The sequence below is a fragment of the Labrys okinawensis genome, from assembly GCF_002982075.1.
Lineage (GTDB): Bacteria > Pseudomonadota > Alphaproteobacteria > Rhizobiales > Labraceae > Labrys > Labrys okinawensis_A.
This window is the reverse complement of record NZ_PUEJ01000006.1, coordinates 436525-461521: the sequence shown is the minus strand read 5'-3', so window position 1 is coordinate 461521 and position 24997 is coordinate 436525. Positions and strand designations below refer to the sequence as shown.

Sequence of the window (24997 nt, the reverse complement as noted above, 5' to 3'; positions counted from 1 at the left end):
TTCACCGTGCTCGGCGCCACCGGCAAGAACGACACCATCGATTTCACCAGCGACAGGGTCACCCTCGCCGAAGCCATCGGCAAGGCCGGCGGCCTGAACGATTCGCGCTCGGATGCCAGCGGCGTCTTCGTGTTCCGCTACGAGGATGCAGCCGCCTATCGCGAACTCAGGGGCGGCGTGACATCCGGTGGCTACCGGTCGGGCAGCGTCCCCGTCGTCTATCGCCTCGATATGAAGAATCCCGCCTCCTTCCTGTGGTCGCAGCGCTTCCTGATGCGCAACAAGGACGTGCTCTATATCTCCAACGCTCCGTCCACCGATCTGGCCAAGTTCCTCCAGATGATCGGCGGAGGCGTCGGCATCGTCAGCGCAGGCGCCAATCTCTCGACAATCGGGCGCTGAGTCCGAGCTCCCGACCGGTTTTTCTCAACGCGCCTCGCCCGAAAGGGCGGGGCGCTTTTTTGTGCGCCCGGCATGGCGCTCTCTTGTGGGTGGAAGTCCCATCCCAAGCCGGTCATAGCGAACGAAGAAAAGCATAGCCGCGAGAGGGCGACCGATCGTGGGGAGAAAGCGTGGCCCGGCCGGCTGGGCGATGGCGAAAGTATCGGCTTCGCATCGCGCGAGTGAGACGGCGCAGCGGCGGGCAGAACACCGATCCGATCAGCGGAGAGTTCGGGCACAGCCCCTGTGTTTGAACGAAATGCTACGTCGCCCGCTTTGATCGCCTCGGCCTGCCAAGACCGCTTGATCTCAACCCTTCGAACAGCCCGATGCGGGCCCGCATGGCCGGTGGTGCGAGAGGGGCATCCAATCTAGCTCCTGGCTCGATTGGATGCCCGGGGCGGCTGCTCAGGCCGGGCCGAGATTCTCTGTCATAAATCACACGGCGTAAGAAATTACCTTGAGTAATAGTAGTACAATAATACTAAAATTCACTATCCTATAAAGAAAACTATTTTTGTTGCGCGGCTCAAATTGACGAGGAGCCATATTAACATATTGAAATAATTAATCTTTTTTGAAATAGGAGATTTTTCGGCCGTTCGATGAAAGGGGCTGTTCTGAAGTGACCCCGAGGTATTACCAAAAGATTGGCCTTATCTTTGCCCCGTTCTTCTGGAATGTCGCTTGCCTGTCACGAGAGCATCGGTATTTATGCTGACGAATCCTTGCGAAGGAAACGTCATGTGAGTCGAATTCGTCGCGGGGCTCGAACCTGCCTGGAGATTTTTGTGGCGTCCGAAGTCATGAAATTCAAGCGTGAGCCGACTAAACCGATTCGTCCGCTGATCATGTGCGGGGGCTCGGGCATCCGGCTCTGGCCTGCCTCCCGCTCCGAACGTCCCAGACAGTTTCCGCCTCTTTTCGGAGCTTTATCGACCTTTCAGGAGACCTTGCGCCGCGTTGCCGAGCCGGGGCTGTTCGGACGCCCCGTCATCGTCACCACTAAGGACCATCGCTTTCGGGTCGCCGACCAGCTTGAAGCGCTCGGTATCGAAGCCGATGTCCTGATGGAGCCGCAGACACGTGATTCAGGGCCGGCCATTCTCGCTGGTGTCCGCCATAACCGCGAGGCGTCGTGAGGGGGCATTGGGTAAAAACGTGGAGCGATTGAAAGTGAGTAGCTCCAGAACATCGATCTGGTCGAGCAAATCCCGCATCGCAAGGCAATCATCTTCAATGGGGACAATCTCCCAAACATCGGAGCGACCGTGAGCGTTTCAATCACTGATGTCATGGCTATGTATAGGGCGTTTCTCGGACGGGAGCCGGAGAGCCTCGAAGCCATAGCGGCTCACCTGGATTGTCGAACGTTTGACGAATTACGGCGTACCTTTCTCTTTAGTGCAGAATTCCTGAACAGCAACGGCTGGGCCCAGGGGCTCGTTGGACGGCATAGAGCGTCCTCTCCGATCTCCGTGGAAAGCAAAGCTTCGGCCGAAGATCTGAAAACAATGCTGGACCGCACCGCGCAAGGATGGATGCGCTTGGGGCAGCAAGACGCGCATTGGTCTGTCCTGGTGGATGAGCGGTTTCGGCGCGAGAACGTCGAAAACAATATGCAATTGTTTTATGATTCAGGGCGTTCCGACATCGATGCTTGCGAAGCTATTCTGCGTCGAAACGGCTTCCAGCTGGCGCCGTCGCACAGAGCGCTCGATTTTGGCTGCGGTGTTGGACGATTGTCATTGGCCCTTGCTCCGCGTGTTCGTAGCGTCCTTGGCGTGGATATCTCCGAAAATCATCTTCGTTATGCCAGGCAGCGAGCCGCTTCGCATAATATCGAAAATGTTTCTTTCACCTGCATTCGTGCTGTAAGTGATATTTTCAACCTTGGGCAATTCGATGTAATAATAACATTCATCGTCTTGCAGCACAATCCGCCCCCGGTTATGCGGCATATACTTCAATCTATACTCGAAAAATTGACTCCTGGAGGGGTCGCTGTTTTCCAGCTGCCGACCTACCGAACGGAATACGCCTTCTCGACAAAAGATTACCTAGCCTCCGATGGGCATGACATGGAAATGCACATTCTGCCACAGAAGGAAGTCTTTGAGGTCGTGGAGGCAAGTAAGTGCCGCCCGATAGAGGTTCTTGAGGATCATATGGTCGGAGAAAGCCGATATGTCTCTCAGACTTTTTTGGTCCAAAGGCAATCTTGAGACATTTCCATGATGCTTAAACCTTATTTTTGGGAAAGAGAAAGTTGATGGGAAAGTTTTACTCAAGAGCACAAGAAATGGAGTTTTCGACAGAAGCATCCATGGGATCAAATTCGTCCTTAAATACGAAGCCTACAATTTGGTTGGATATCAGTGATTTCTCGCAATACGCAGAAGCAGGCAACATTACGGTCAGCGGTATCCAACGTGTTATTGCGAACCTCGTCACTCATGCCGGGCTCTCGGCTTTCGATGTGAGGCCTGTCATCCTGGATCGCGATGCCAAGGCGGTACGTGCGGCGGACGCCGCGCTTGTTGGCGAACTTGTCACTCTGTTGCAGTCCGGCGCCGCTAAACGCGACAATGTCGTGGCATTGGAGGAGCGTGTCCGCGCTTCGAGGGTCAAAGTCGAGGTATTGCCCGGCGATGTCTACGTGATGGCGGGCGCTTTCTGGATATACCAACATTACGACCTCTTCTCTGAACTTCGCGCGAAGGGAGTCAAAATTGCACTTTTTGTTCATGATTTGATTCAGATCCGTTACCCGGAATATCTTTCGGCAGATGCCAATGTGCAGTTTAGGAAGTCATTTCTCGACGTCCTCGCCATGGTCAGCCTAATCTTGGCAAATTCCGAGCACGTTCGAAGCGAGGTTCTGGAATTCGTTCGATCTCGCCTCAATCTGGAAATTCCGGTCCAGGCCATTACTTTGCCAACTGAATTACCCGCTATTGCTAAGGACGCTACGATCGACGATCGTGTAATCGAGGTAGCAAAACGTGAATTTGTACTCTGCGTATCGACGTTGGAGATTCGAAAAAATCACGTTTACCTGCTGAAGATCTGGCAAAAGCTTTTTCGTGAGCGGGGTCTCCTTGTTCCAAATCTCGTTTTCGTTGGAAAATGGGGCTGGATGTTCGAGGAGCTTCGCGACCACGTCGAAGCTTCCAACGGAATTGACCGTTGGCTCTTTATCTTCAATGAGCTATCCGACGCAGGGCTGAGCTATCTCTATGATCGGTGTTTGCTGACCGCCTATCCCAGTTTTGCGGAAGGCTGGGGCTTACCCGTTGGCGAGAGCCTGGCGCATGGTAAACCCTGCCTCGCCTCTGGCGTGACATCGATCCCCGAGGTCGGCGGTCGTTTTGTGCGTTATTTCGATCCTCACAATGTCGAAGAGGGGTTTCAGCTTTTCCGGGACACTCTCTCAGATCGTCATGGGATCGCCGAATGGGCGGCCAGCATCAAAAGAGAACTCAAACTTAAAACATGGAATGAGTATTGCGAGGAGTTCTACGCGGCGATTGACGCGCATACCATGGATCCCGTTACCCCCAACCCGCTTGGAAACCATGTTTATCTGGCTAACAGGCTTTATTATCTGGGGAATGACGATGTCGCTCGAATGGATAGTAAAGGGGAACTTCTTCTCACTGCCCGTATGACGCGCGTCCGAGGGTGGCATGCCATCGAGCATTGGGGCTGCTGGGCCTCAGATCGTTGCGCCGTGTTGCGCCTCCAAACCGAACTTCGGGAAGGTGAGGAGGTGATTATTGCCATGCGTGTCGTGGCTCCGGAGGGGGACAACTGCCCCTCGCTCTCAACCGAGGTCGGCGGAATCGTCACGGATCATGGCCCTGTATCTCGAAATGAGGTCTTCGTTCGGTTCGATGGTCGCGTATCCAAAGACGGCATGCTGGAGATCCTCGTTAAGAGCGGAGGCGTCCCCAATGGGCCACTGCATGGGCGTATCCTCTATGTAGGCTTCACATCCGTTGGTTTTTCACTCAAACGAGATATCGAGGGGCGCGTTGCGCTGCTGGAGCAGATCACTGAAACCGAGTCGAGAACACGAAGACAAGAGATCCATACAAGCTCCAGCCCGGGACATTCCTCCTCCGTTCATGATGGTTTGAGTCCTTCTGCATTCATATCGAGTCTTCTGCTCAACAAAGGCGGGGGTAATTCGCCAAAAGAATCGGTATTTCGTCGGCTCTGGTTTCGAACTGTACTTATCTCGGCGCAAAGGGCCGCCAGACGACACGATTGGCGCACTGCCGAAAAGCGTTATGCCAGGCTATTGAGATATCGTCTCGATCAACCTCGATTGATAGTTCAGTATGGGCATGCACTGAAGGAACAGGGAGCTTTCCCGGCCGCGGCAGGTGCGTACCAGTTTGCGTTGTCCTTGGATCCGGCCAATGAAGAGACGCGCAGGCTATGGGAATTCGCGTCAGAGCGCGCCCGGCATTGAAGCCACTATGTTTTTTCAAAAGCGGAATGACCAATGAATTCGATCTATGCTGATGAGGCAGACATCCGGGCGGCCTATCGTTTGTTCCTGGGACGGGAGCCGGATCCCAGTGGTATGGCGCATTACATGGGTTTATTGGGTAAAAAAGTCAGTACCGACGAATTAAGGGAGTTTTTTGTAAACTCGGAGGAGTTTCACAATAGAAATTTATCGATGAATCAATCAACTCGGGTCGACCTTGGCGGAATTTCTGTCGTTGTCGACCCTAACGAACCAGAATTCGGGAGGCATATTGCCAAATATCGTAACTGGGAACCGCATATTGTAGAGATTTTATCGCAGAATCTTTCACCAGGGGATGTTTATGTCGACATAGGAGCCAATGTCGGTGTGATGAGCTTTCATGCAGCGAGAATCGTTGGCCCGGCTGGCAGGATTATTGCGTTTGAGCCTAATCCAGACAATGCGCAGAATTTTCTTCGAGGCGTGTGGGCAAACAAATTCGATAACGTAATCCTATATCAGTTTGCGGCTTCGGACGAAGGGAGCATATTTTCTTTGGTCGGCAGTTCGAATACCTGGCTTTCAGAGCCATCAATCTCGGGACAGGTGGCGCAATCTATTCGCGTCGATACATTGCTGCAGCAAGAGAGTAGAATTGACTTCATCAAGATCGACATTGAAGGACATGAGCCGCAGGCACTGGCCGGTCTGATACAAACAATTAAACGGCACCAGCCAACGATATTATGTGAATTCAATCCTCGCTGTTTGCGCGATCATATTGGTCTGGCTCCGCCTCTGTTTGCCAACAAACTGTTCGATTTGACCGATTGTATCACGGTTGTGGAGTATAACGGTGCAACATCCGAGGTATCAAATGCCGAAGATCTCATCTCGTTATGGACGAGGAAGAATGCAGAAGCGGTAGAAAGAGGGTTTTTACCGGACGGAATGCTGCATTTTGATCTTTTGTTTAACGCGAATCGCTAAATGTGCCGTTCCATGGGTGCTTAGTCGTAAATTTAGGTGCCGCCATAGGCAAAAACTATTGAGTTAGCGTCGAATATTTTAATTTGTACATTAAATTGTTGCTACAGAGTGTTATATATACTTAATGCCAATTCAAGATCATTAAATACGCGCCCTCGTCCTCCCTTGAGGACGAGGGCGCTTTTACAAAAATTGCGAATGATCTCAACATCGTGGCTAACTATAATCATCGCGCAATGGGCTCGTTTTACAAACACCGCATCATAGCACTTGCGGTGAAATCGCTGATCGCCGACCGAAAGAACCTCATCAATCAAAATACACTCGAAATTGATTGCTAGAGTCAAAGCGAAAGAGAGGCGCATTCGCATTCCGGAGGAATAATTCATCACCGGAATATAGAGTTGCTTACCAAGTTCAGCAAAGTCGTCAACGAAAGCGGCTACGTCGTCGATAGGGCGCCGATAAATACGTGCAATGAAGCGGATATTGTCCATCCCCGTCATGTTCCCCTCCAGACCGCCGGAGAAACCGAGAGGCCATGACATGAAGAGGTTGCGTTCAACGGACCCTGTGGTAGGAGGTTCCACACCGCCTATGATTTTTACCAGGGTGGATTTGCCGGCGCCGTTGCGGCCCAGCACCGCCAGTTTTTCACCTGCCTTCACCTCGAAGCTGATACCGTCCAGGACTTTGCGATGTCCAATAGGGGTTTCATAGACCTTGGTGACCGCATTGAGCCGAATGGCCCGTTGCACGCCGTGTGTGGTTGCCGCTTGCGCGTCGGTGGTATCCAGCAAATCCGAGGTCTTGACGAGACTCGTCCCGGCGGGCCCTTCGCCTGCTGTCGACGTGCGTGGCAGTAGTCCGTGGCGGTTCTTAAACTCCAGGGACCCGATCATTGACGAAATCAGCTCGCTGTTCGTCATGCCGGCTTGGGCTGCTTTCGAGAAGGTTTCCAATCCCGCTTGATCGGGTTCGCGGCCAAGAAATATCCTGTAGGCCGCGTTGATGTCAGCCAGAGTGGTTGTCCGATCCGGTACGAAATCGTGCATCCCTGCCATCGCTTTGTCGATCTCTCGTTACGACCTAATCCACTTATCGTAGGTGCGCTATGCCTAAAACGACCAGTGTCAGCGTATGTAGCGATTGTGGTATTTTTGTCTCAGTTGTCTTGATGATATTCCTGCGCTTGTGGCATTGGTATCAGCAAATTATACTCCCTATTCTGCAGTCTGGTCAGTTACATCTGCCGGATCCGGGTACCTGTTGGGGCAAAAGCAAACTGCATGAGTACGATATCGTCAGGATTTATTTTCAAAACGATAAGAAGTGAGTGATCTGTTTTGTTGATAACTGTTCTGGGTTTGCCGACATCCTCATCTCACCGGGCGGCTCTTGCAATCCGTGCGATCGTACAGGTTGCGCTGGGTGACGTCGATTTCCTCCACTTTTCCACGCTTGAGCAATTGAAGGAGCAGTGGTCCCTGCGTCGTAGCAACAACGTCATTCTTTACACGGATGATCCAGATGAGAAGACATCCCAGCTTCTTGCATCAAAGGCAAGGCAAATAATATTTTTAGCCGAAGACCCAATTTTTGTTGCGCTATGCATGCAACAGAAATTCAATCGGCAGTTTCGTGCGTCTCTTATGTTGACATCATCTATATTCGCCTCTTTTCACGATATTGTAGTGGGAGAATCCAACGTCCTGATCCTGCCTCCGGAGAAGCGTTTTACACCGAATTTACTCATAGCAGGGGTGTTGAGTTTTCTCGACATAGCGTTGCCGGACGAGAGAACGGAGGAAATTGTAGATGCGATCGCCGATTTGGACCCGGGTGGAGAACGGGTCGAGGCGGCCTTGGATAGTGACACGTCTTATGCGATGACCGCCGAAGAGCGGATAATGGCGCAGTCGTTGATCCCTTACCGATCGATTTTCACAAACGGCGCCACCGTGCGGTTCAATTGGCCTCGTCAATTGTTCCTGGGTACGGATCAGGTTGGTGCACCGACAGGCACTTCTTTGCCGGAGGTTATAGAGCTGGTTGGCCCGGCGCGTATTCTAAGCTACGGGCCCTATTTCCATCTCCCGCGGGGAGTCTGGCTCTTGCGTACCTTTCTTGAGGTCGAGGATAATTATTCCGGCAACGAGCTTACAATTGAGATCATGATAGGACAGGAGATACTCGTTCATCGGCCCGCCTTGCTGCCGATACAGGGAAGTTACTCCTTTGAAGTTCCGTTTACAGTTACTGAGCCGCGGTATCCCGTCGAGCACCGGTTGCAACTGAGACAGGGGGCCATTGAAGGGGTGCTGATTTTAAAGAAAGTTGAAATAACGAGGGTGAATTAGCATCGATTTATAACGAGACCAAATGCGTTCGGCATGAACGCTACCTTGATTCAATTCTTTGTTTTGACGCTACTTTGCAATTCTTGGTGACTTCGTGAAATCGCAAGGCGCCACAGGTGCGCGACGAGGCTTCTTGAAACTGAGCCTCACGGGCGATGCTCCCCGACGAGGGCGACGGCAAAGCGCAGAACCGCGTAGAAAATGAAGCTGAGGGCGGCGATCAATGCCAGCCAGATCAAGCGTCGCGGATATTCTGCGGTGCTGGCCAGATTCGGCTCGGAAATACGCACGAGATAGACGTGAGGTGTTTCGGCCTCCTGACGAGCTTTGATGAGATTGGTTGTCGCGGCCTCCAAGGTGCGTGCAGCCAATGTTCGTTCCAGGGTCAGGCGTTCATAGCCCGCAATGGCATCCGACATCGCCCCCGTTCCACCGACCACCTCCCGGCGCAGTTTGTTGATCTCCGAACGATAGGAGGTGATTTTCTGGCTGAGGGCGGCGATGCCCGGATTTTCCGGCGAGAGTGTCTTTTGCTGCTCGAGCGAGGCCTGCAACTGGGTGATTGCGGTCGTCATCTTTGCGATAGATTCGAGGGCGGAGGTCGATTCTCCGGTTGGATCGACGAGTTTTGCTTCGTTGCGGTATCGTGTCAGCTTGGCTTCCATCACGGCAACGCCGTCTTGAGCCTTGGCGACGATCTGCTCGGCATAGGCAACACGATCGGCGTAGGCTCTTGTATTCAGCCTATTGACGAAGGCTTCCGCGTGATTGATCACCGCACGGGTGATGTTGCGTGCATCGTCAGCCCGATAGGCATAGCTGCGAATTGAGACAATGCCCGTGCTTTCGTCGATGGTAACGGACACCCAACTGCGATAGTGCTCATAGAACCGTTCGAAGTTGTCTTTCTGCAGCAGGTTAGGAAAACGGCTGAGGAAATCACTCTCCGGCCTGTTGTAGACATCCTTGAGGCCGTTCTCGCTGGAGAGCAGCTGGGCCATGTCACGTGAGCGCATGAAAGCGTAGACCGCCTGAGTTTCTTCGCTCGAACGCGAGAAGCCCTGAGCGTTCAAGATGGCGTTCAGACCATTTTCCGCAGGCGTGCGTACCATCACCTGCGCATCCGAAGCGAATTGATCTGCAGCGAAGACGAACAGGTAAAGGGCGGAGAGCAGTGTCGGTAATATGAAAACCAGCCACAATGGCGAACGGTGCGCAGTCTTTCCGATATTTGGGTCGTCGGGTTGATCCGAAACGACGAGTTCCCCCGCGGAGGTAAGCGGAATCATTTCGATGGGGGCAAAATCCTGAGGCTGGTCGGCTTGTTTGTGCTGCAAGTTTTGATGTCTTCCTGACGCTTCGGGGATCTTACGCGATTTCGGGGTAATACCGCTCAGTTATGAGTTATGTATTTTTGAGCGTAGACGACCAATGGAATTCCTATGGCCGTCAGAATGGAGCAAACTATAGTAAGAAAAGCCGGGTCGTAATATGTCACGATATCTTCAGGAAACGCACCGGCGCGGAACATTTCTACCGAGGTTGCTACGGGGGAGTATACAAGGATATTCTGTGCCTTCTGAGGAAGCCAATCGATCATCGAGAAAACTCCCGTCAAAGGCAGCGTAATATAGAGCAGAGGTGGGATGAATTTCTCCACTGTTTCAAATATCTCCGTCAGTGCGGCCAGGATCAGGCCGATGCCTATTGAGAACCAGGCGAGGAATAGCCAACCACCGATCAGCAGGAGGGTGTCGCGAGGCGGATCTATGACGCCGAAGACGACCAACGGCACATAAGCACAGACGAAGGCCGCAAAAATACCTATCGTTTCCAGGCAGAAGACGGCAATCAGCACGTCGAAGGGCTTGATATTGGCATGGAATAGCAGGGCCGATCGCTGCCTTATCACCCGGGCCGAACGGCCGGTGACATGCCGCCAGAGCGTCAGCGGGCAATAGCCTGTCAGGACGAACAGGACGAGGCCGACGGCTTCGGTGTGGGAATGGTTGGTCGCGTACCACATCAGTGCGACCATGGCCGCCAGCGACAACGGTTCGATCATGATCCAGAAGAAACCGAGATTCTCGTGGCCGTATTTCGCGTTGCCTTCGCGGATCATCAGGGCGGCGATGATGCGCGCTTGCAGACGAAAGGAGCGCCAGAGCGACGGCGCGGGCGCCGAACCGATGCCGCTCATTGCGCCTTCTCCTTGGCACCCACGCTGAGAATCCAGATGACGGCATAGCTCATCAGGGCGGTCATCAGCACCGTGATGATCAGGCGCAGGCGGCGGGGTTCCATCGGCTCGTCGGGGAGATTGGGCTGGGCGATCTTCTCGATATAGATCTGTTGCCGGCGCGCTTTCGAACGCACGCTCTCGAGGGACAATGTCGCGGCCGCCAGGCTCTTGTCGGCGAGGTCGCGATTGAGCGTCAGCCTTTCATAGGCGGACACCTTGACCGCCAGGGACTCGTCATTGCCGGCAAGCTTGCCACGCTCGGTTTCGATCCGGGCTTTGAGGGCTTCCACACGCGCTTGAAGCACGGCGATCTGAGGGGTCGACGGCGAGGTCTGCTGGAGTTGCTGAATCTGGGCCTGGGCCTGCACCAGATCCCGGGTCAGCGTCGTGATGGTATCCAGCGCCGACGTCGATGACTTGGAGGGGTCGACCAGGGTTGCCGCGTTGCGGAATTTGGTGAGTTCGGCCTGCGCATCCAGAACGCGCTGCTCCGCGCGCTGCACTTCTTCTTCGGCGCTCCGGGTCGCATCCGCCTGCGCGCGTTCGTTGAGGCGGTTGACCAGGCGCTCGGCCAGGGTCAGCACCTGTGAGGCGATGCGTTGCGCATCCTCGGCCTGGAACGCCTCCGCATGGACGGTGCTGATACCGCGGGTCGTGTCCTGAATGACTTTCACGCGCCAGGCATAATGCGCGTAGAGGCCCTCGAAACTGTCACTTTCCCAAAACCTGGGGAATCTCGAGAACAGGTCGGCTCGAGGATCGGAGAATATCGCCTTGATATCGATGTCGGACTGCAGCTGCTTCACCGCATCGCGAGACAATATATAGCTTTGGACAATGTTCGTGTCGTCGACGGTTCTGGCAATGCCGAATGTCTTGAATAGGGCATCAAGGCCGGTGAGCCGGCTCGATGACAAGCCTCTGACTATGAACTCGGCTTCCGATACATAGCGGGGTGTGGCCCAAAGGCCGTAATAGATGACGGCGGCCACGGTCGGTGCGATCACCACGGTCAGCCAGAGCAGGCGCCTGCGCAAATAATCGCGGATGAGGCCGGGCGAGGACTTGGCTCTTTGCTGTGCGCCGGGAGGTGGAAGGGCGGCCGTATGAGACAAGGTCGTATCTTGCTTTGCTTAGGAGAGGACAATGCGCCCGAATGGGCACGGGCTGTGCAGAGGACCTGCATCGACAAAGCTCGAAGGCCGCTGGATCTGGCGGCGAAAGTCGCTTCCGGCATCGAACGCACTCATGGTGACAGCGGTGTGTTCATCCTGCCGTAGCGGACTGCGCCGCTTTTCTCGAAGGCGCCTGTCAGTCATAGCAACGCTCCGTAGACCTCAGCGACGCGTCTGCTGTAATTCTCCATCGAAAAATACTGAACCCGCTTTTTTCCCCTGCTGACAAGTTCCGATCGAAGATCCCGATCATTGTCCAGCGCGGCAATGGCGCTGGCCATTTCCTCGATGTCATAGGGATTGACCAGAAGCGCCGCATCCCCCGCGACCTCGGGCAGGGACGACACATTGGACGTCATGACGGGGGCGCCGAGCATCATGGCTTCCAGAACCGGAAGGCCGAAACCTTCGTAGAGCGATGGAAACAACACCGCCTTCGCGCCTTGGATCAGGGCTGTGAGGTGGCTGAGCGGCAGATGGCCGAACCGCCGCACTTTCCGCTCGTGTATGATCTGGTTCTGGGTAATCCGCCAGCTGGAGAAGCTCTCGTTGTTGATCTGCCTCAGTTCCGTCCTGTAGTTCCACCCCAGCCCGCCGGCGATAACCAGGGGAGTGGATACCCCGGAGGCAACATAGGCGTCTATCAGCCGCGAGACGTTCTTCTTGGGTTCGAGCGCTCCAAAAAATAGAAAATACTCTCCCGGCTCCAAGGAGAAGGAGTTCTGAATTAACTTATCAATATTATCTCGCGGTTTGGCGAGGAGGTTTTCAGGTATTTCTATAGATTGGTAGGTAACGCTTATTTTTGAGTCGGGTATTCCAAGTATCGAAGTGATGTCCTTTTTGGAGGTCTCCGATATTGTGACGATGTGATCTGCCTTCTGGCATATTTCTTTCAGTGAATTGAAATAATACGTTTTGTTGTCAAGCGTGGCATTCGGCAATTTGAGCGGGACGAGATCATGGATCGTGTAGATATTTGCCGCACCGGGCACTCTGACGGGCACCGGATGCGTGGCGTGGAAGAGATGTGGAGCCGCTGTCAGTTTCAGGGTCGCAAGCGTGCCATAGCGTGAAAAATGACGCCGTGCGGCCAAGGTGAATTGATGGGCCGCGAACACGCGCGCGAACGGTTCCAGCATGGGATCCTGTTTCAGGATCAGGCCTGACTGGGGCACGGCGTCGGCCCTTATGCCGAAGGGCTTTCCGAAAAGAGTCTCGAAGGGGGTGCGGACATATTTTTCCTTCCAGCCCCGCCGCTTCTTGCCCTCGTGAAAGGAAATCTCGGTGAGGATGGGATCGCCCTGCTGCAGGCGAGCGAGCGATTGGAAAAGTGCCTCCGTCTCATAGCCGAGGGTATTCGCAATTCGGGCGAGGTTCGATGCATAGGTCTTTATGCCCGTTCCGCTCGTCAGCGCCAGATTGAAGCACTCAATTAGGATTCGTTGAGGCAAAGGGCATCCAATCTGTCATTGGTGTCAGTATCTCGAACGGATTACGCCCGATTTTGCTTTCATAAAAGAGTCGATAGAATCATTGGCATGATTTCTATCAGATTCATGGCAGAAAGATGCCGACCTTTATCTGAATCATATTGAGATAAGTACTAATGTACCTCAACGGAAGTAATAAGCTACCACTTGTCTACTAAGGAGGTATCTGCCCGTGGCTGGCGCGTGCGCTGCGGCGCGTAAGGCTGGATTAAAAGCTGTTCGGGACCACGCTGGATGTTGCTGATCACAGCGACAGTTTCCTTGATTTACCCCTATCCCGCCGCGATCGTCCCCGCGATGCGCGTGGTCGAGTGCACCGCCAGCAGATTTTCGGCGTCCAGCCGGTGGGAACATCCCGGTTTTCGATCGCAATTGCCGGACGCCGGCGGCCGGCCTTGATACAAGAGCAGCCACAAGCAGAGGAGGTGCTTGCTCCCTACGTCCTTCCATGGGAGGAGCGAGCCCCGGACGTATCGATGTGGCAAAACATTCGATAGGCGTCCGTCATTGGCGCCGCAGCGGACTATCGGCGAAGCGTTGGCGATCCGATTGGCGTTCCACGCGGATGGCTCGGCCTTCGGGGCAGGGCTGGAACGACATTCGATTATGTTGGATCGAATATCGTTACGCTCTCAATGAGATAGAGGCGTCTTTCCGATCCAGTCGGACCGGAAATCGGCAATGACGGCCACCGCCAAATTCTCTCGAATCTCGCGGTGGCCTGGGGCAGGCTGCCGACGGGCCCTGGAAGGGCCCGTCAGGCTTCAATAGCCGACGGTGAAGCGAGCCCGGCTATGGGCGGGCTTTTCGATCTCGTCCGCCATGGCGATGGCATAGTCCTCGAAGGAGATGCTGCTGCCCTTGTCGTTGCTCAGGAGCTGGTCCGTGCCCAGGCGGAACTTGCCGGTGCGCTCGCCCGGCACGAACAGGGCGGAGGGGGAGAGGAAGGTCCAGTCGAGATCCTTCTCCCCGCGCAGGATGGCGAGGAATTCGGCGCCCTTGGTGGCCTCTTCCTTGTAGATGGCGGGGAATTCAGGCGTCGATACCAGGGTGACGCCGGGCGCGACTTCCAGGCTGCCGGCGCCGCCCACCACCAGATAGCGCTTCACGCCGGAGGCGCGCACGGCCTCGATCAAAATATGAGGATCGCTTGCGACGAAATGCACGCTCGAGATCACGGCATCATGACCCGCGAGTAGGGCCGCAAGGCCAGCCTTGTCATAGACGTCCCCCTTGCGGGCCGTTACCTTGGGATTGGCCGGCACCTTTTCCGGGTGGCGCACGATGGCGGTGACCTCGTGGCCGCGGTTGACGAGTTCGGCGAGAATGCGGGAGCCGGCATTGCCGGTGGCGCCGATCAGGGCGATTTTCATTTGGCTTTCCTTTCGGTTGGGGAGTTCATGGCGTGAGACGGGGGCTAGCCCATCAGGCGTTGAGATGCGAAACGAGATTGCCGAAACTGCCGAACAGGGCATTCGAGGCGATGAGCCGCAACTGTCCGTCATGTCGTGCGGCGAGGGCCGGCACGCCTTGGGCGCCGAGCCTGGCCATCAGGGCTCGTCCTTCGGCAATGCGGGTGCGGTTGGCGGCGAGCAGGTCTTCGTCGGGCACGGCGAGGCGGTCGGCAGCGGCCGCGAAACCCGCCTCGCGCAGGATGGCCACGAGGCAGGCAAGGGAAGTGGTGTCGCGGCCCTCGACATAGCGGCCGGCCTGGATCGCCGCGAGGGCGTCGAGGTCACACTCGGGCTCGGCCAGGGCCACGGCGGTGAGCGCCAGCGTGGCCGGTCCCGAATCGAACAGGCCGTCCGGGGCCTCGAGCACCTGGCTGCGATAGGCCTTCGTGAAACGCTGTCCGGTAAGGCGTTCGATGCGCTGGTCGTTGGACCAGGCATAGGCGGCAAAGCCCGCATCCATCGGCCGGGCGCCCGGCCCCGCGAACAGGCCGGTCGGCAGGGGGCTGACGGCGACGCCGGCCTCATGCAGGCGCTGCAGCATCGGCGAAGCGCCATAGCACCAGCCGCAGAGCGGATCGAACAGATAGGTCACTGTCTGGTCGGAAGTAAGCGGCGTGGACATCGGCATCTCCTTGCCGCGAACCATGGCCTGCGGCGTTCTCAAGAAAAATCCCGAACAATTTGACAGAGTGTCTGATTAAATCAGACAATGGGCGATCGAAGCCGCCATTCCCCTTCGTCCGCCGTCAGCACGGTTCGGAATAGGCGTTCAGGCAGGAGGCCTATGTCCGAGCTTCTCAACCTCAACCGGCTGGCCTTCTTCACAGCGGTGATCGAGACGGGCTCCTTCACGGCGGCGGGGGAGCGGCTCGGCGTCGCCAAGGCGGTGGTCAGCCATCAGGTCGGCAGGCTCGAGGAGGAACTCGGCGTCACCCTGATCCTGCGCACCACCCGCCGCTTGCAGGCGACGGAAGCGGGCCGCGCCTTCTATGACCGCGCCGCCTTGATCCTGCGCGAGGCCGAATCCGCCTTCGGAGAAATCTCCAAGGACGCGGCGGAGCCGACCGGCACCCTCACCCTGGCGGCGCAGATCGACTATGGCGGGGCGGTGGTCGCGCCGGCCATCGCCGCCTTTCGCGAGCGTTACCCTCATATGCGGGTGGAGGTCGCCTTCGACGATACCGTGGTGGATCTGGTGGATGCGCAGGTGGATGTCGCCGTGCGCGTCGGCTGGCTCACCGATTCCTCCAACCAGGCCCAGCGGCTCGGCACCTTCCAGCAGCATCTGGTCTGCTCGGCCGCACTTGCCGCGCGCCTGCCGGCCGATCTCAGCCCCAAGGGGCTGGCGGGACTGCCCTTCGTCGCCAACCATGCCTTGCGCACGCCGACGCGCTGGCTGTTCTCGCGGGGGGAGTGGGAGCGGGAGACGGTGGAGGTCCCGGCCGTCATCGACGCGGACAAGACGCCCACTTGCTATGCCATGGTGCTGGCGGGGGCGGGTTTGTCGGTGTTTCCGGATTTCCTGGTCGCCGGCGACATCGCTGCGGGCCGGCTTGTCCGCCTGCTGGCGGACTGGACGCTGCCCGCAGGCGGCATCCATGTCGTCTACCCGGCCGCGCGTTTCCGCCCGGCCAAGGTGCGCCTGTTCGTGGAGATCCTCAAGGGGCTCGAGCGGGCGCGGAGCAAGCCGTGAGGACTGCGCCGCTCACGCCCGCGCGGTCCTGTCCTCGGGCAGGATCATCTCACCGGGGACGTTGGCGCTCTTGCGTGCCAGGGCGTAGTAGATCACCGAGGTCGCCACCAGGCTGACGATCCAGGAGATGTCGGCGTCGTCGAGCATCTTGGCGATCGGCCCCTCATAGAGCGCCTGGTTCAGGAAGGGGATCTGGATCAGCACGCCGAAGAGGTAGCAGCCCAGCGCCGTCCAGTTATAGGCGCCATAACGGCCCGAGGCGTCGTAGAGGGCGGGAACGTCCACCTTCTCCTTGGAGATCAGGTAGTAGTCGACGAGGTTCACCGCGCTCCAGGGCACGAACACGGCCAGCAGCAGCAGCATGAAATTCTTGAAGGCCGAGAGGAAGTGGGCGCTGGCGAACAGGGCGATCGCCACCGAACCGGCCACGAACAAGAGGATATAGGCCATGCGTGCCGCCTGCGACACGCTGCGCTGGCCGGCATAGGCGCTCACGGTGGTGAGCAGGGTCATCGAGCCGCCATAGGCGTTGAGGCAGTTCACCGTCAGCTTGTTGGTGACGATGACGACATAGACCAGGACGGCCACGCCCGGCCCCGCGAGTTCGCCGAGGAAACCGACCTGGTTGGCCAGGAACTTGCCGCCGAGGGCCGCCACCACGGCGCCGAAAGTCATGGCGATCTGCGCCCCGATGGCCGAACCGAGCAGCGTCGACCAGAAGGTCACCGAAGCGGGAGTGGACGACGGCAGGTAGCGCGAATAATCGGCGACATAGGGCGCGAAGGTCAGCTGCCAGCCGGCGCCGAGCGCGATGGCGAGCAGGAAGGTCGCCATGGTGAAGGGCTTCTGGCCGAAAGCGTCGGCGACGTTGTACTGCCCGAGCAGCCGGAAGGCGAGATAGGCAAAGCCGAGGATGCCGACCACGGTGGCGATCCTGCCGATGACATGGATTAGATTGTAGCCCACCACCGCGACGATCACGGTAATGAGGCCGAAGGCGATCATGCCGAAGGCCGGGTTCTCCACGCCGAACATCAGGTTGATGGCCTGGCCGGAGAGCACGGTGCCGGTGGCGGCAAAGCCCAGATACATCACCACGGTGAGGAGGAGGGGCAAAGTGGCGCCCTTCACGCCGAACTGGGCGCGCGAGGAAATCATCTGCGGCAGGCCGAGCCGCGGGCCCTGCGCCGAATGCAGGGCCATCACCGCACCGCCGAGCAGGTTGCCGATGGCCAGGCCGATGATGGCCGTGAGCGCTTCGGCGCCGAACACGATCGAGAGCGCGCCGTCGACCACCGCGGTGATCTGCAGATTGGCGCCGAACCACAGGGTGAACTGGTTGAAGGGAGAGCCATGCCGCTCACCCTCGGGAATCCGGTCGATCGTCCGTTTCTCGATCGCGCCCGTTTGTGCTGCCATGCCGCCCCTCCCAAGAGCCGATGTGCAAATACCTATGCTGAAATATGTATATACAAATTGTTTCAATGCGCGCAGGAAGGGGGAGAGTCAAGGGGGATTGTGCGTGGGTTGTCGCGCGGAGAAGCGGGGCAAAGGAACGGGGATCGTTGACCTTGCCGGTGTGGTTTTCGTTAGCAATCCCATAGAAGCCGTATCGCCCCGGCAAGCGCGGCGCTTCCATGTCGATCCGGAGGTCTGCGCACCGGACCAGATTTTTCAATTGGAGACGGTGGTCGTTTCTTCGGATGGCAGGATAAGAAGGCCGTCAGCCGCCCCTCAGCAGACCCAACCGGATCAGGCTCTCGGCGGTGGCGACGATAGCCTCCTCGCGCGGACGCGGCGTCCAACCGAGCAGGCGCATGGCTTTTTCACTGCTGGCATTCAGAGTGAGGCCCAGTAGCGGCACGGCCCCTCTCAACGCAGGATCTTTGAGCGCGCCGAGGCGCACCACCGTGTTGGGCAGAACCCGCGTCGATACCTTGTCGGCGGTCGGCCCCATACGCGCTTTCAGCACCTTGGCCACGTCAGCCAACCACATGCTTTCGCCGGCACTCGCCAGAAAGCGCTCGCCCTTGGCAGCCTCGTGGGTCATGGCACGCAAATGCAGGTCGGCCACATCTCGCACGTCGACAAAACACGAGTTTATCTTGGGGTTTCCCGGCTGGCCATCCATGATGTTCTTGATCAGGCGAATGGAATGCGAATAGTCGGCGCCAAGCACCGGTCCCAGCACCGCGACCGGATTGACGGCAGACAGTTCAAGCTCTTGCCCTTCGCGGGCGATGAAGTCCCAAGCCGCCCGCTCCGACAATGTCTTGGATTTCTGATAGGGCCAGATGTTCTTGGCTGTCAGATCGCTCCAGTCGTCCTCATTGAAGGGCCGCGTCATCGGCCCATGCCCAGCACAGATTGCTCCAAAGGCGGACGTGACCACTACGCGGCTGACCCCGGCATTGCGCGCGGCGCGCAACACTCGCAAATTGCCATCGACCGCAGGCTTGATCCACTCCTCTTCGCTCGCCTGATTGCCCGTCGGTGTTGGTGAAGCCCCGTGCATTACATAAGCGCACCCGGTGGTCGCCTCCATCCAACCCGCATCAGCGGAGAGATCGGCGGTGACAAACGACAGGCGATCGCCCGGTTCCGAGCCGCCCATCTTGAGGTGGGCGCGCACTTCCGCTTCCCGCGACCGTGAACGGACGGTCGTCCGCACACGATACCCGGCGTCCAGCAGCGCCAGGATGCAGTATTGGGCTATGAACCCGGTTCCGCCCGTTACCAGTACCAGTTTCTCGCTCACGCAGATCTCCAGAGTCACTTGACCATTGAAACGCCAATGGTTTGATGAGCTAAGGCTCGAGAGGCGGATTGTGAATGCTTGAAAGTTCGCGTTACTTGCGTGAAAGTACGAATATGGAGGCCGATCCCTTTTCCGACATTCTCAAACTCACGAATGCGGCGTCCCTGGTAACGGGAGGTTTCACAGCGGGAGGGCCATGGGCGATCCGTTTTCCTGCGCCGGACAAGATCAAGTTCTTCGCCATCGTGAAAGGCCATTGCTGGGTCAGCATCGACGGCGAGACGGAACCGGCTCGGTTTGAAACCGGAGATGTGGGCCTTCTGACGGCGAGACGGTCTTTCGTTCTGGCTAGCGATTCCAGCGTCGCTCCGGTTGATGCGATGCCTCTGTTTTCGGGCACCGGCAGGTCGACGGCGCAGCTCGGCGATGGCCGAGACTTCGCGTATATTGGCGGCCACGTCCTGCTCGATCCAGCAAGCGGACGGCTGCTGGCGAACGTTCTGCCAGCCTGGATTCACGTACCAGCTACCTCTCCGCAAGCAACGGCTTTTCGATACCTTCTCGACCAGCTTGTCGAAGAACGGTCGAGCGGATTGCCCGGCACGCAACTCGCGTCGGCGCATCTCGCCCAACTCCTATTCATTCAGATTTTGCGGGCGCACCTGAAGACCGCAGCTCCCATGTCGGCAAGCTGGCTGCGCGCACTGGGCGATTCACGCATCACTCCCGCCCTGCAGCTGATGCATAGCGATCCGCGCCGTGCCTGGCATCTGGAGGAACTCGCCCGAGCGTGCGCCATGTCGCGAACGACTTTTGCTTCCTACTTCAAGATGGTCGCGGGTGTTGCACCGCTAACCTATCTTACCGAATGGCGCATGCGCCTTGCCGAGCGCGCCTTGCGGGACAAAGCCGCTTCGGTGGCGGCTATTGGCCAATCGCTTGGCTATGCTTCCGAAAGCGCTTTCAGCAATGCCTTCAAGCGCGTGACTGGCCATTCACCCAGGGCCTACCGAAACCACATGCCACCCCCTCTTCGCTGAGAGAAGCGAAGGTCCTTTAGCGTATTATCGGCGGCTGTATTTAGAGGATCATCCTGTGTGGTTGGACGCGGGAGAGCTCGACAATCCGTTCGGCACGAGATTGTCACCCCTGCCTTAGGTACAAGACGTTACCTATGTCTCTGGGCTGTACAAAGCCATGGTTGGCGGAAGGGGCGGGATTCGAACCCGCGATACGGTTTCCCGTATACACACTTTCCAGGCGTGCGCCTTCAACCACTCGGCCACCCTTCCGTCGAGCGGTGCTTATGGCGATGTCGGCGCAATTTGTAAACGGGGGATTGCAGTTTTTTGAAGGTGGCGGCGCTTTCATTCGCCAGGCAAGCCGCATGCGGTATGTAGGACGCGGCCCGGGTTATGCGGATCGTCTGCTCGCCTCTTCGGAAACGTTCACCTTCGAGCTCGAATTTCCTACGCGCGAGGGAGGCCCCGCGCTAGACTGGCACAATGCAGTGGTGGGGTGCGTGATGCGTTTCCTGGCTCGTTCGCTCGGCCTGTTCCTGGTCGCCGCCGCTTTCGTGGCCGCGGTGGTCGACGGTACGCGCTCGATCGCCGACAATCATTTCGTCTTCCTGCCGGTGCGCGCGGTCTGGCTCTGGCTCAGCCCCGCGAGCTATGAGCATATGCGCGCCTGGGTGGAAGCGTCGCTCTCGGTGTTTTTGTGGAACAATCTGGTCTCGCCTTTGCTCGGCCTGCCCTTCGCGCTGGTGCTGGTGATGCTCTCGGCCCTGTTCTTCTGGCTGGGCCGGCCGCCGGCGAGCCGGATCGGCTATGTCTCGCATCTGTGAAGGGGCGCGCAGCCGGGCTGACGCATCCGTGATGGAACTGGCCCCTGACAAGGGCGGTCCGTACACCCATATTGGTGTGGCAACCATAAGAACAGGAAGGAAGAACATGTTCGGCTTTCGCAAGAAGACGGCGTTTCCCTCCGCCGACGAAGCCCTGCCGGGGCGCGGCGAGGCCATCGAGACGGCGGATACCCATTTCGTCAACGGCGCGGCCCTGAAGGGCCCCTATCCCGCGGGCAGCGAGACGGCCTATTTCGGCCTGGGCTGCTTCTGGGGCGCCGAGCGCAAATTCTGGCAGACCCCGGGCGTGCTGGTCACGGCGGTGGGTTATGCCGGCGGTCTCACTCCCAATGCCACCTATGAGGAGGTCTGTTCCGGCCTCACCGGGCACAATGAGGTGGTGAAGGTGGTGTTCGACCCCAAGGCCATATCCTACGATCAGCTCCTGAAGGTGTTCTTCGAGGCGCATGATCCCACGCAGGGCATGCGCCAGGGCAACGATATCGGCACGCAATACCGCTCGGGCATCTATGTCACCAGCGAGGCGCAGCGCCAGGCAGCCGAGGCGGCCAAGGTGCGCTATAGCGAGGCGCTGGCCGCCAAGGGTTATGGTGCCGTCACCACCGAGATCCTGGAGGCACCGCCCTTCTATTATGCGGAAGCCTATCACCAGCAATATCTGGCCAAGAACCCGGCCGGCTATTGCGGCCTGGGCGGCACGGGCGTCTCCTGCCCGATCGGCGTGGGCGTGGCGGCCTGAAGAGCCCGACCGAAAATCGGTGAAACCCGATTTTCGTCATTGCCGGGTTCGTTCCGGGCCTGACGGGCTCTGAGCCGCCCGAGTTCCACATATTTTCGATCCCTGTCCGGCAGGCGCGACATTCGCGCCTGCCGGCCTGTCTTGCACTCCCTCCCTCAGCGCTATATTCCATGATATATAGCCATTGCGGCTGTCAGGGGATTTCAGCATGTTGCGCTTCGCCCGCCGGGCTTTTCTGGCTCTCTCCGTCGGCCTCGCCTTCGCGCCAGCCATGGCGCGGGCCGGGGATGCTTCTGCCGCCAAGGCCGCGCCGGCAGCGGCGGAGGAGGGGGAGGTTACCGTCTTTGCGGCCGCCAGCCTCAAGGGCTCGCTCGACGAGGCTGCCAAGGCCTGGACCGCAAGCTCCGGCAAGAGGGTAGTGATTTCCTATGCCGCTTCCTCGGCGCTGATGAAGCAGATCGAGCAGGGGGCGCCGGCCGAAATCTTCGCTTCGGCCGATCTCGATTGGATGAAATACGGCGTCGACAAGAAGCTGATCCAGGAAAGCAGCGTGATGAAGCTTCTGGGCAACGCCCTGGTCCTGATCGCGCCGGCCGATGCCGCCGCCACCGTCGAACTCAAGCCCGGAGTCGATCTCGCCGGTGCCATCGGCGAGGGGAAGATCGCCGTCGGCGAAGTGAAGACGGTGCCGGCCGGCAAATATGCCCGGGCCGCCTTCGAGAAGCTCGGGATCCTCAAGGCGGTCGAACCGAAATTCGCGCAGACCGACAATGTGCGTGCCGCTCTCGCTCTGGTCGCGCGCGGCGAAGCCAAGTTCGGCGTTGTCTACGCCACCGATGCCGCCGCCGATCCGAAGGTAAAGGTCGTCGCCACCTTCCCCGAGGATTCGCATGAGCCGATCGTCTATCCCTTCGGTCTGACGGCCGTTTCCAAGAGCGCCGATGCTGCCGGTTTCCTGAGCTATCTCAAGACGCCGGACGGCCGGAAACCCTTTGCCAAGGCCGGCTTCACGCTGCTGAAGGAATAGGCCGAGGAGGCCCTGCTTCATAGACCGGCAACAATCCTCACTCGATTGTGTCCAATCCCGCGCTTCGTCCTCTCCCAATTTGGCCGGAATTCGGGCAAGAAATGAGACTCGTTGGTTTTATCCGTAACCACCGGGTTTTGATTCGGGGCCATCATGGAGCAGCGCACGGACGACAAGTCCACTGGGGAAGAGCACTGGCGCGACGTCCGGCGCAACAATTTGCTGGACGCGGCTGGCCGCATCTTCGCGCGCCAGGGCTATGATGCGGCCTCGGTGGACGATATCGCTTTCGAAGCCGGCATCGGCAAGGCCACCGTCTATCGCTACTTCGCCAGCAAGGAGGCGCTGTTCGAAGCGGTGTTTGCCCAGACGCTCGACGATCTGGAGGTCCGGCTCGACACGGCGCTGCTGCGCGAGGGCAATTTCCGCGAGCGGCTGACCTATCTCGTCGCCGAGATCGTGCCCACGGTGCGCACCCATCTCAGCACCATCCGCGATCTCAACGAGGGCGAAAATTCCAAGCGGCGCATCTTCCGCCGCCGCCGCGGCGCCATCGCCCAGCGTCTGATCACGGTGATCGAGGAAGCCCAGCGCCGTGGCGAGGCCCGGATCTACGATGCCGACATGGCGGCGCGGCTGCTGATCGGCATGGCTTGGACCGGGGTGGGTGCCGATTATCTCTCCGACGTCGAGGTGACGCGCGACGTGGTCGACATGGCGCTCAACGGCATCGCCCAGGGGCGGCCGGCGCCGGAAGGAGTGGTCACCCGGCTCAAGCCGGGCCAGCGCGGCCGCGGAGGGAGAGCACCCTCGTGAGCGAGGGGCTGAAATCGCAGGGCCGATTGCTGCCGCTGATCATCGCCACCGGCCTGTTCATGGAAAACCTGGACTCGACGGTGCTGTCGACGGCGCTGCCCACCATCGCGCGCGATTTCGGCACCAGCCCGATCTATCTCAAGCTCACCCTCACCTCCTATCTGCTGTCGCTGGCGATCTTCATTCCGACCTCCGGCTGGATGGCCGACCGCTTCGGGGCCCGCACCGTGTTTCGCGCCGCCATCGTGGTGTTCGGCCTCGGCTCGATCGCCTGCGGCCTGTCCTCCAACCTCACCGAACTGGTGGCCTCCCGCATCGTCCAGGGCATGGGCGGGGCGATGATGACGCCGGTTGGCCGGCTGATCATCCTCAAGACCACGCCCAAGCACGACCTCGTCAACGCCATGATGTGGCTGACCCTGCCGGCTCTGCTCGGCCCGCTCAGCGGGCCGCCGCTCGGGGGCTTCATCACCACCTATTTCCATTGGCGCCTGATCTTCTGGATCAACATCCCCATCGCCGTGCTCGGCATCGTCCTGGCCAGCCTCTACGTGCCCAATGTGCGCGAGGACGAGCGACGGCCTTTCGACCTCGTCGGCTTTCTCATCCTGGCGCCGGGCCTGGTGGCGCTGATGGGCGGGGCGACCCTGTCGGGCCTCGACCTGGTGCCGGCCAGCGTCAATATCGGCCTGGCCGTGGCGGGCCTGGGGCTGATCGGCCTCTATGTCTATCATGCCGGGCGGGTCGCCAACCCGCTGATCGAACTGAGGCTGCTGCGCTTTCCGACCTTCAGGGCCGCCATCGGTGGCGGCTTCCTGTTTCGTATCGGCGTCGGCGCCACACCCTTCCTGCTGGCGCTCTATTTCCAGCTCGGCTTCGACTTCAGCCCGTTCCAGTCCGGCCTGCTGACGCTTGCCACCGGCGCCGGTGCCATGGCCATGAAGGCGCTCGCCGGGCCGATCCTGCGCCGGCTCGGCTTTCGCCGGGTGCTGACCTGGAACGCCCTCTTGTCTTCCTGCCTGGTGGCGGCCCCGGCCCTGTTCCACGCGGGCATGCCGGTGCTGCTGATCTCCCTCACCCTGCTTGCCGCCGGCTTCACCCGTTCGCTGCAATTCACCTCGATCAACACCGCCGGGGTCTCGGACATTCCGCCCGAGCTGATGGGCAGGGTCACCTCGATGACCTCGGTGCTGCAGGAGCTGGCGGGTTCGGTCGGCGTTTCCATCGCGGCACTGGCGCTGGAGACCTCGATGCATCTGCATGGGGCCAGCCATCTCACCGCGCCGGTCTTCCCGCCGGTGTTCCTGATGATCGGCATGATCGCCGTGACCTCGGGCCTGATCTTCCTCACCTTGCCGCGCAATGTCGGCAGCGAGCTGCTCGCCCCGGCCCCCCGCACGCCCGCCGCGGCGGAGTGAAGCGAGCGGCGCGGTCCCATCACACGGTATCACGATGGGGT

20 protein-coding genes, 1 tRNA gene and 2 pseudogenes are annotated in these 24997 nt (G+C 58.7%); 13 read left to right on the top strand and 10 right to left on the bottom strand.

The features are described 5' to 3' along the window. The 5 genes and pseudogenes from C5L14_RS30400 to C5L14_RS19105 form a co-directional block, all read left to right on the top strand. Window positions 1–402, top strand: a pseudogene (locus C5L14_RS30400) (hypothetical protein); the annotation flags it as partial. Between the two features lie 845 nt (window positions 403–1247). Continuing rightward, a pseudogene (locus tag C5L14_RS19120) lies at window positions 1248–1556 on the top strand (sugar phosphate nucleotidyltransferase); the annotation flags it as partial. 156 nt (window positions 1557–1712) lie between these two features. Next, the gene (locus tag C5L14_RS19115) at window positions 1713–2666 is read left to right on the top strand and encodes a class I SAM-dependent methyltransferase (RefSeq protein WP_146126959.1); all 954 of its coding nucleotides are present in this window, start codon (window positions 1713–1715) and stop codon (window positions 2664–2666) included. Between the two features lie 47 nt (window positions 2667–2713). After that, window positions 2714–4921, top strand: a complete 2208-nt coding sequence (locus C5L14_RS19110; protein ID WP_105863633.1) for a glycosyltransferase — start codon at window positions 2714–2716, stop codon at window positions 4919–4921. Between the two features lie 33 nt (window positions 4922–4954). Continuing rightward, window positions 4955–5914 carry an FkbM family methyltransferase gene (locus C5L14_RS19105; protein ID WP_105863632.1) on the top strand — a complete coding sequence of 320 codons (960 nt, stop codon included), beginning with the start codon at window positions 4955–4957 and terminating at the stop codon, window positions 5912–5914. 101 nt (window positions 5915–6015) lie between these two features. On the opposite strand, the gene C5L14_RS19100 is transcribed toward C5L14_RS19105, so the two are convergent. Beyond that, the gene (locus tag C5L14_RS19100) at window positions 6016–6969 is read right to left on the bottom strand and encodes an ATP-binding cassette domain-containing protein (RefSeq protein WP_181161238.1); all 954 of its coding nucleotides are present in this window, start codon (window positions 6967–6969) and stop codon (window positions 6016–6018) included. Between the two features lie 294 nt (window positions 6970–7263). On the opposite strand from C5L14_RS19100, the gene C5L14_RS19095 reads away from it, so the two are divergent. Beyond that, window positions 7264–8274: a hypothetical protein gene (locus C5L14_RS19095; RefSeq protein WP_146126958.1), complete on the top strand. Its 1011-nt coding sequence runs from the start codon at window positions 7264–7266 to the stop codon at window positions 8272–8274. 146 nt (window positions 8275–8420) lie between these two features. On the opposite strand, the gene C5L14_RS19090 is transcribed toward C5L14_RS19095, so the two are convergent. The 6 genes from C5L14_RS19090 to C5L14_RS19065 all read right to left on the bottom strand — a co-directional run bounded on the left by C5L14_RS19090 (window position 8421) and on the right by C5L14_RS19065 (window position 15260). Next, window positions 8421–9611 (bottom strand): hypothetical protein, encoded by a 1191-nt coding sequence (locus C5L14_RS19090; protein WP_146126957.1) that lies wholly within the window; start codon window positions 9609–9611, stop codon window positions 8421–8423. 56 nt (window positions 9612–9667) lie between these two features. After that, complete coding sequence (locus C5L14_RS19085) at window positions 9668–10474, bottom strand: ABC transporter permease (RefSeq protein ID WP_105863628.1); 807 nt, start codon at window positions 10472–10474, stop codon at window positions 9668–9670. Then, window positions 10471–11508 (bottom strand): hypothetical protein, encoded by a 1038-nt coding sequence (locus C5L14_RS19080; protein ID WP_146126956.1) that lies wholly within the window; start codon window positions 11506–11508, stop codon window positions 10471–10473. Before C5L14_RS19080 ends, C5L14_RS19085 begins: the two co-directional genes overlap by 4 nt. A 323-nt stretch (window positions 11509–11831) precedes the next feature. Then, on the bottom strand, window positions 11832–13145 hold the full coding sequence (locus C5L14_RS19075; protein WP_105863626.1) for a glycosyltransferase family 4 protein: 1314 nt from the start codon (window positions 13143–13145) through the stop codon (window positions 11832–11834). A gap of 803 nt (window positions 13146–13948) precedes the next feature. After that, window positions 13949–14557, bottom strand: a complete 609-nt coding sequence (locus tag C5L14_RS19070; RefSeq protein WP_105863625.1) for an NAD(P)-dependent oxidoreductase — start codon at window positions 14555–14557, stop codon at window positions 13949–13951. Between the two features lie 52 nt (window positions 14558–14609). Beyond that, window positions 14610–15260 (bottom strand): DsbA family protein, encoded by a 651-nt coding sequence (locus tag C5L14_RS19065; protein ID WP_105863675.1) that lies wholly within the window; start codon window positions 15258–15260, stop codon window positions 14610–14612. Between the two features lie 162 nt (window positions 15261–15422). On the opposite strand from C5L14_RS19065, the gene C5L14_RS19060 reads away from it, so the two are divergent. After that, window positions 15423–16331 (top strand): LysR family transcriptional regulator, encoded by a 909-nt coding sequence (locus tag C5L14_RS19060; RefSeq protein WP_105863624.1) that lies wholly within the window; start codon window positions 15423–15425, stop codon window positions 16329–16331. Window positions 16332–16343: 12 nt separating this feature from the next. Here C5L14_RS19060 and C5L14_RS19055 read toward each other — a convergent pair whose 3' ends face one another. Together C5L14_RS19055 and C5L14_RS19050 are read right to left on the bottom strand one after the other, a co-directional pair. Beyond that, window positions 16344–17750: a purine-cytosine permease family protein gene (locus C5L14_RS19055; protein ID WP_105863623.1), complete on the bottom strand. Its 1407-nt coding sequence runs from the start codon at window positions 17748–17750 to the stop codon at window positions 16344–16346. A 304-nt stretch (window positions 17751–18054) separates the two neighbouring features. Then, window positions 18055–19089, bottom strand: coding sequence for an SDR family oxidoreductase (locus C5L14_RS19050; protein ID WP_105863622.1), 1035 nt, complete (start codon window positions 19087–19089; stop codon window positions 18055–18057). Between the two features lie 113 nt (window positions 19090–19202). On the opposite strand from C5L14_RS19050, the gene C5L14_RS19045 reads away from it, so the two are divergent. Then, window positions 19203–20129 carry an AraC family transcriptional regulator gene (locus C5L14_RS19045; protein ID WP_210203263.1) on the top strand — a complete coding sequence of 309 codons (927 nt, stop codon included), beginning with the start codon at window positions 19203–19205 and terminating at the stop codon, window positions 20127–20129. A gap of 162 nt (window positions 20130–20291) precedes the next feature. On the opposite strand, the gene C5L14_RS19040 is transcribed toward C5L14_RS19045, so the two are convergent. Then, window positions 20292–20381: transfer RNA gene (locus C5L14_RS19040), tRNA-Ser, on the bottom strand. A gap of 95 nt (window positions 20382–20476) precedes the next feature. On the opposite strand from C5L14_RS19040, the gene C5L14_RS19035 reads away from it, so the two are divergent. The 5 genes from C5L14_RS19035 (at window position 20477) to C5L14_RS19015 (ending at window position 24956) form a co-directional block, all read left to right on the top strand. Continuing rightward, window positions 20477–20935 (top strand): hypothetical protein, encoded by a 459-nt coding sequence (locus C5L14_RS19035; RefSeq protein ID WP_105863620.1) that lies wholly within the window; start codon window positions 20477–20479, stop codon window positions 20933–20935. Window positions 20936–21041: 106 nt separating this feature from the next. Beyond that, entirely contained in the window at window positions 21042–21695 is a 654-nt protein-coding gene (gene msrA, locus C5L14_RS19030; protein ID WP_105863619.1) for a peptide-methionine (S)-S-oxide reductase MsrA, read from the top strand. A gap of 208 nt (window positions 21696–21903) precedes the next feature. After that, window positions 21904–22722 carry a molybdate ABC transporter substrate-binding protein gene (modA, locus tag C5L14_RS19025; RefSeq protein ID WP_105863618.1) on the top strand — a complete coding sequence of 273 codons (819 nt, stop codon included), beginning with the start codon at window positions 21904–21906 and terminating at the stop codon, window positions 22720–22722. A gap of 153 nt (window positions 22723–22875) precedes the next feature. After that, a complete protein-coding gene (locus C5L14_RS19020; RefSeq protein ID WP_105863617.1) occupies window positions 22876–23538 on the top strand; it encodes a TetR/AcrR family transcriptional regulator in 663 nt (220 codons plus the stop codon). Beyond that, a complete protein-coding gene (locus tag C5L14_RS19015) occupies window positions 23535–24956 on the top strand; it encodes a DHA2 family efflux MFS transporter permease subunit (protein ID WP_210203259.1) in 1422 nt (473 codons plus the stop codon). The genes C5L14_RS19020 and C5L14_RS19015 overlap by 4 nt, the downstream gene beginning before the upstream one ends. Window positions 24957–24997: the final 41 nt, after the last annotated feature.

Bases quoted from the DNA above. Each gene is read 5' to 3' on its own strand.
- C5L14_RS19055 (WP_105863623.1), bottom strand. From the start codon at position 17,750: ATGGCAGCACAAACGGGCGCGATCGAGAAACGGACGATCGACCGGATT.
- C5L14_RS19045 (WP_210203263.1), top strand. From the start codon at position 19,203: ATGGAGGCCGATCCCTTTTCCGACATTCTCAAACTCACGAATGCGGCG.
- msrA (WP_105863619.1), top strand. From the start codon at position 21,042: ATGTTCGGCTTTCGCAAGAAGACGGCGTTTCCCTCCGCCGACGAAGCC.
- C5L14_RS19110 (WP_105863633.1), top strand. From the start codon at position 2,714: ATGGGAAAGTTTTACTCAAGAGCACAAGAAATGGAGTTTTCGACAGAA.
- C5L14_RS19060 (WP_105863624.1), top strand. From the start codon at position 15,423: ATGTCCGAGCTTCTCAACCTCAACCGGCTGGCCTTCTTCACAGCGGTG.
- C5L14_RS19105 (WP_105863632.1), top strand. From the start codon at position 4,955: ATGAATTCGATCTATGCTGATGAGGCAGACATCCGGGCGGCCTATCGT.
- C5L14_RS19085 (WP_105863628.1), bottom strand. From the start codon at position 10,474: ATGAGCGGCATCGGTTCGGCGCCCGCGCCGTCGCTCTGGCGCTCCTTT.
- C5L14_RS19070 (WP_105863625.1), bottom strand. From the start codon at position 14,557: ATGAAAATCGCCCTGATCGGCGCCACCGGCAATGCCGGCTCCCGCATT.
- C5L14_RS19065 (WP_105863675.1), bottom strand. From the start codon at position 15,260: ATGTCCACGCCGCTTACTTCCGACCAGACAGTGACCTATCTGTTCGAT.
- C5L14_RS19020 (WP_105863617.1), top strand. From the start codon at position 22,876: ATGGAGCAGCGCACGGACGACAAGTCCACTGGGGAAGAGCACTGGCGC.
- C5L14_RS19100 (WP_181161238.1), bottom strand. From the start codon at position 6,969: ATGCACGATTTCGTACCGGATCGGACAACCACTCTGGCTGACATCAAC.
- modA (WP_105863618.1), top strand. From the start codon at position 21,904: ATGTTGCGCTTCGCCCGCCGGGCTTTTCTGGCTCTCTCCGTCGGCCTC.
- C5L14_RS19035 (WP_105863620.1), top strand. From the start codon at position 20,477: ATGCGGTATGTAGGACGCGGCCCGGGTTATGCGGATCGTCTGCTCGCC.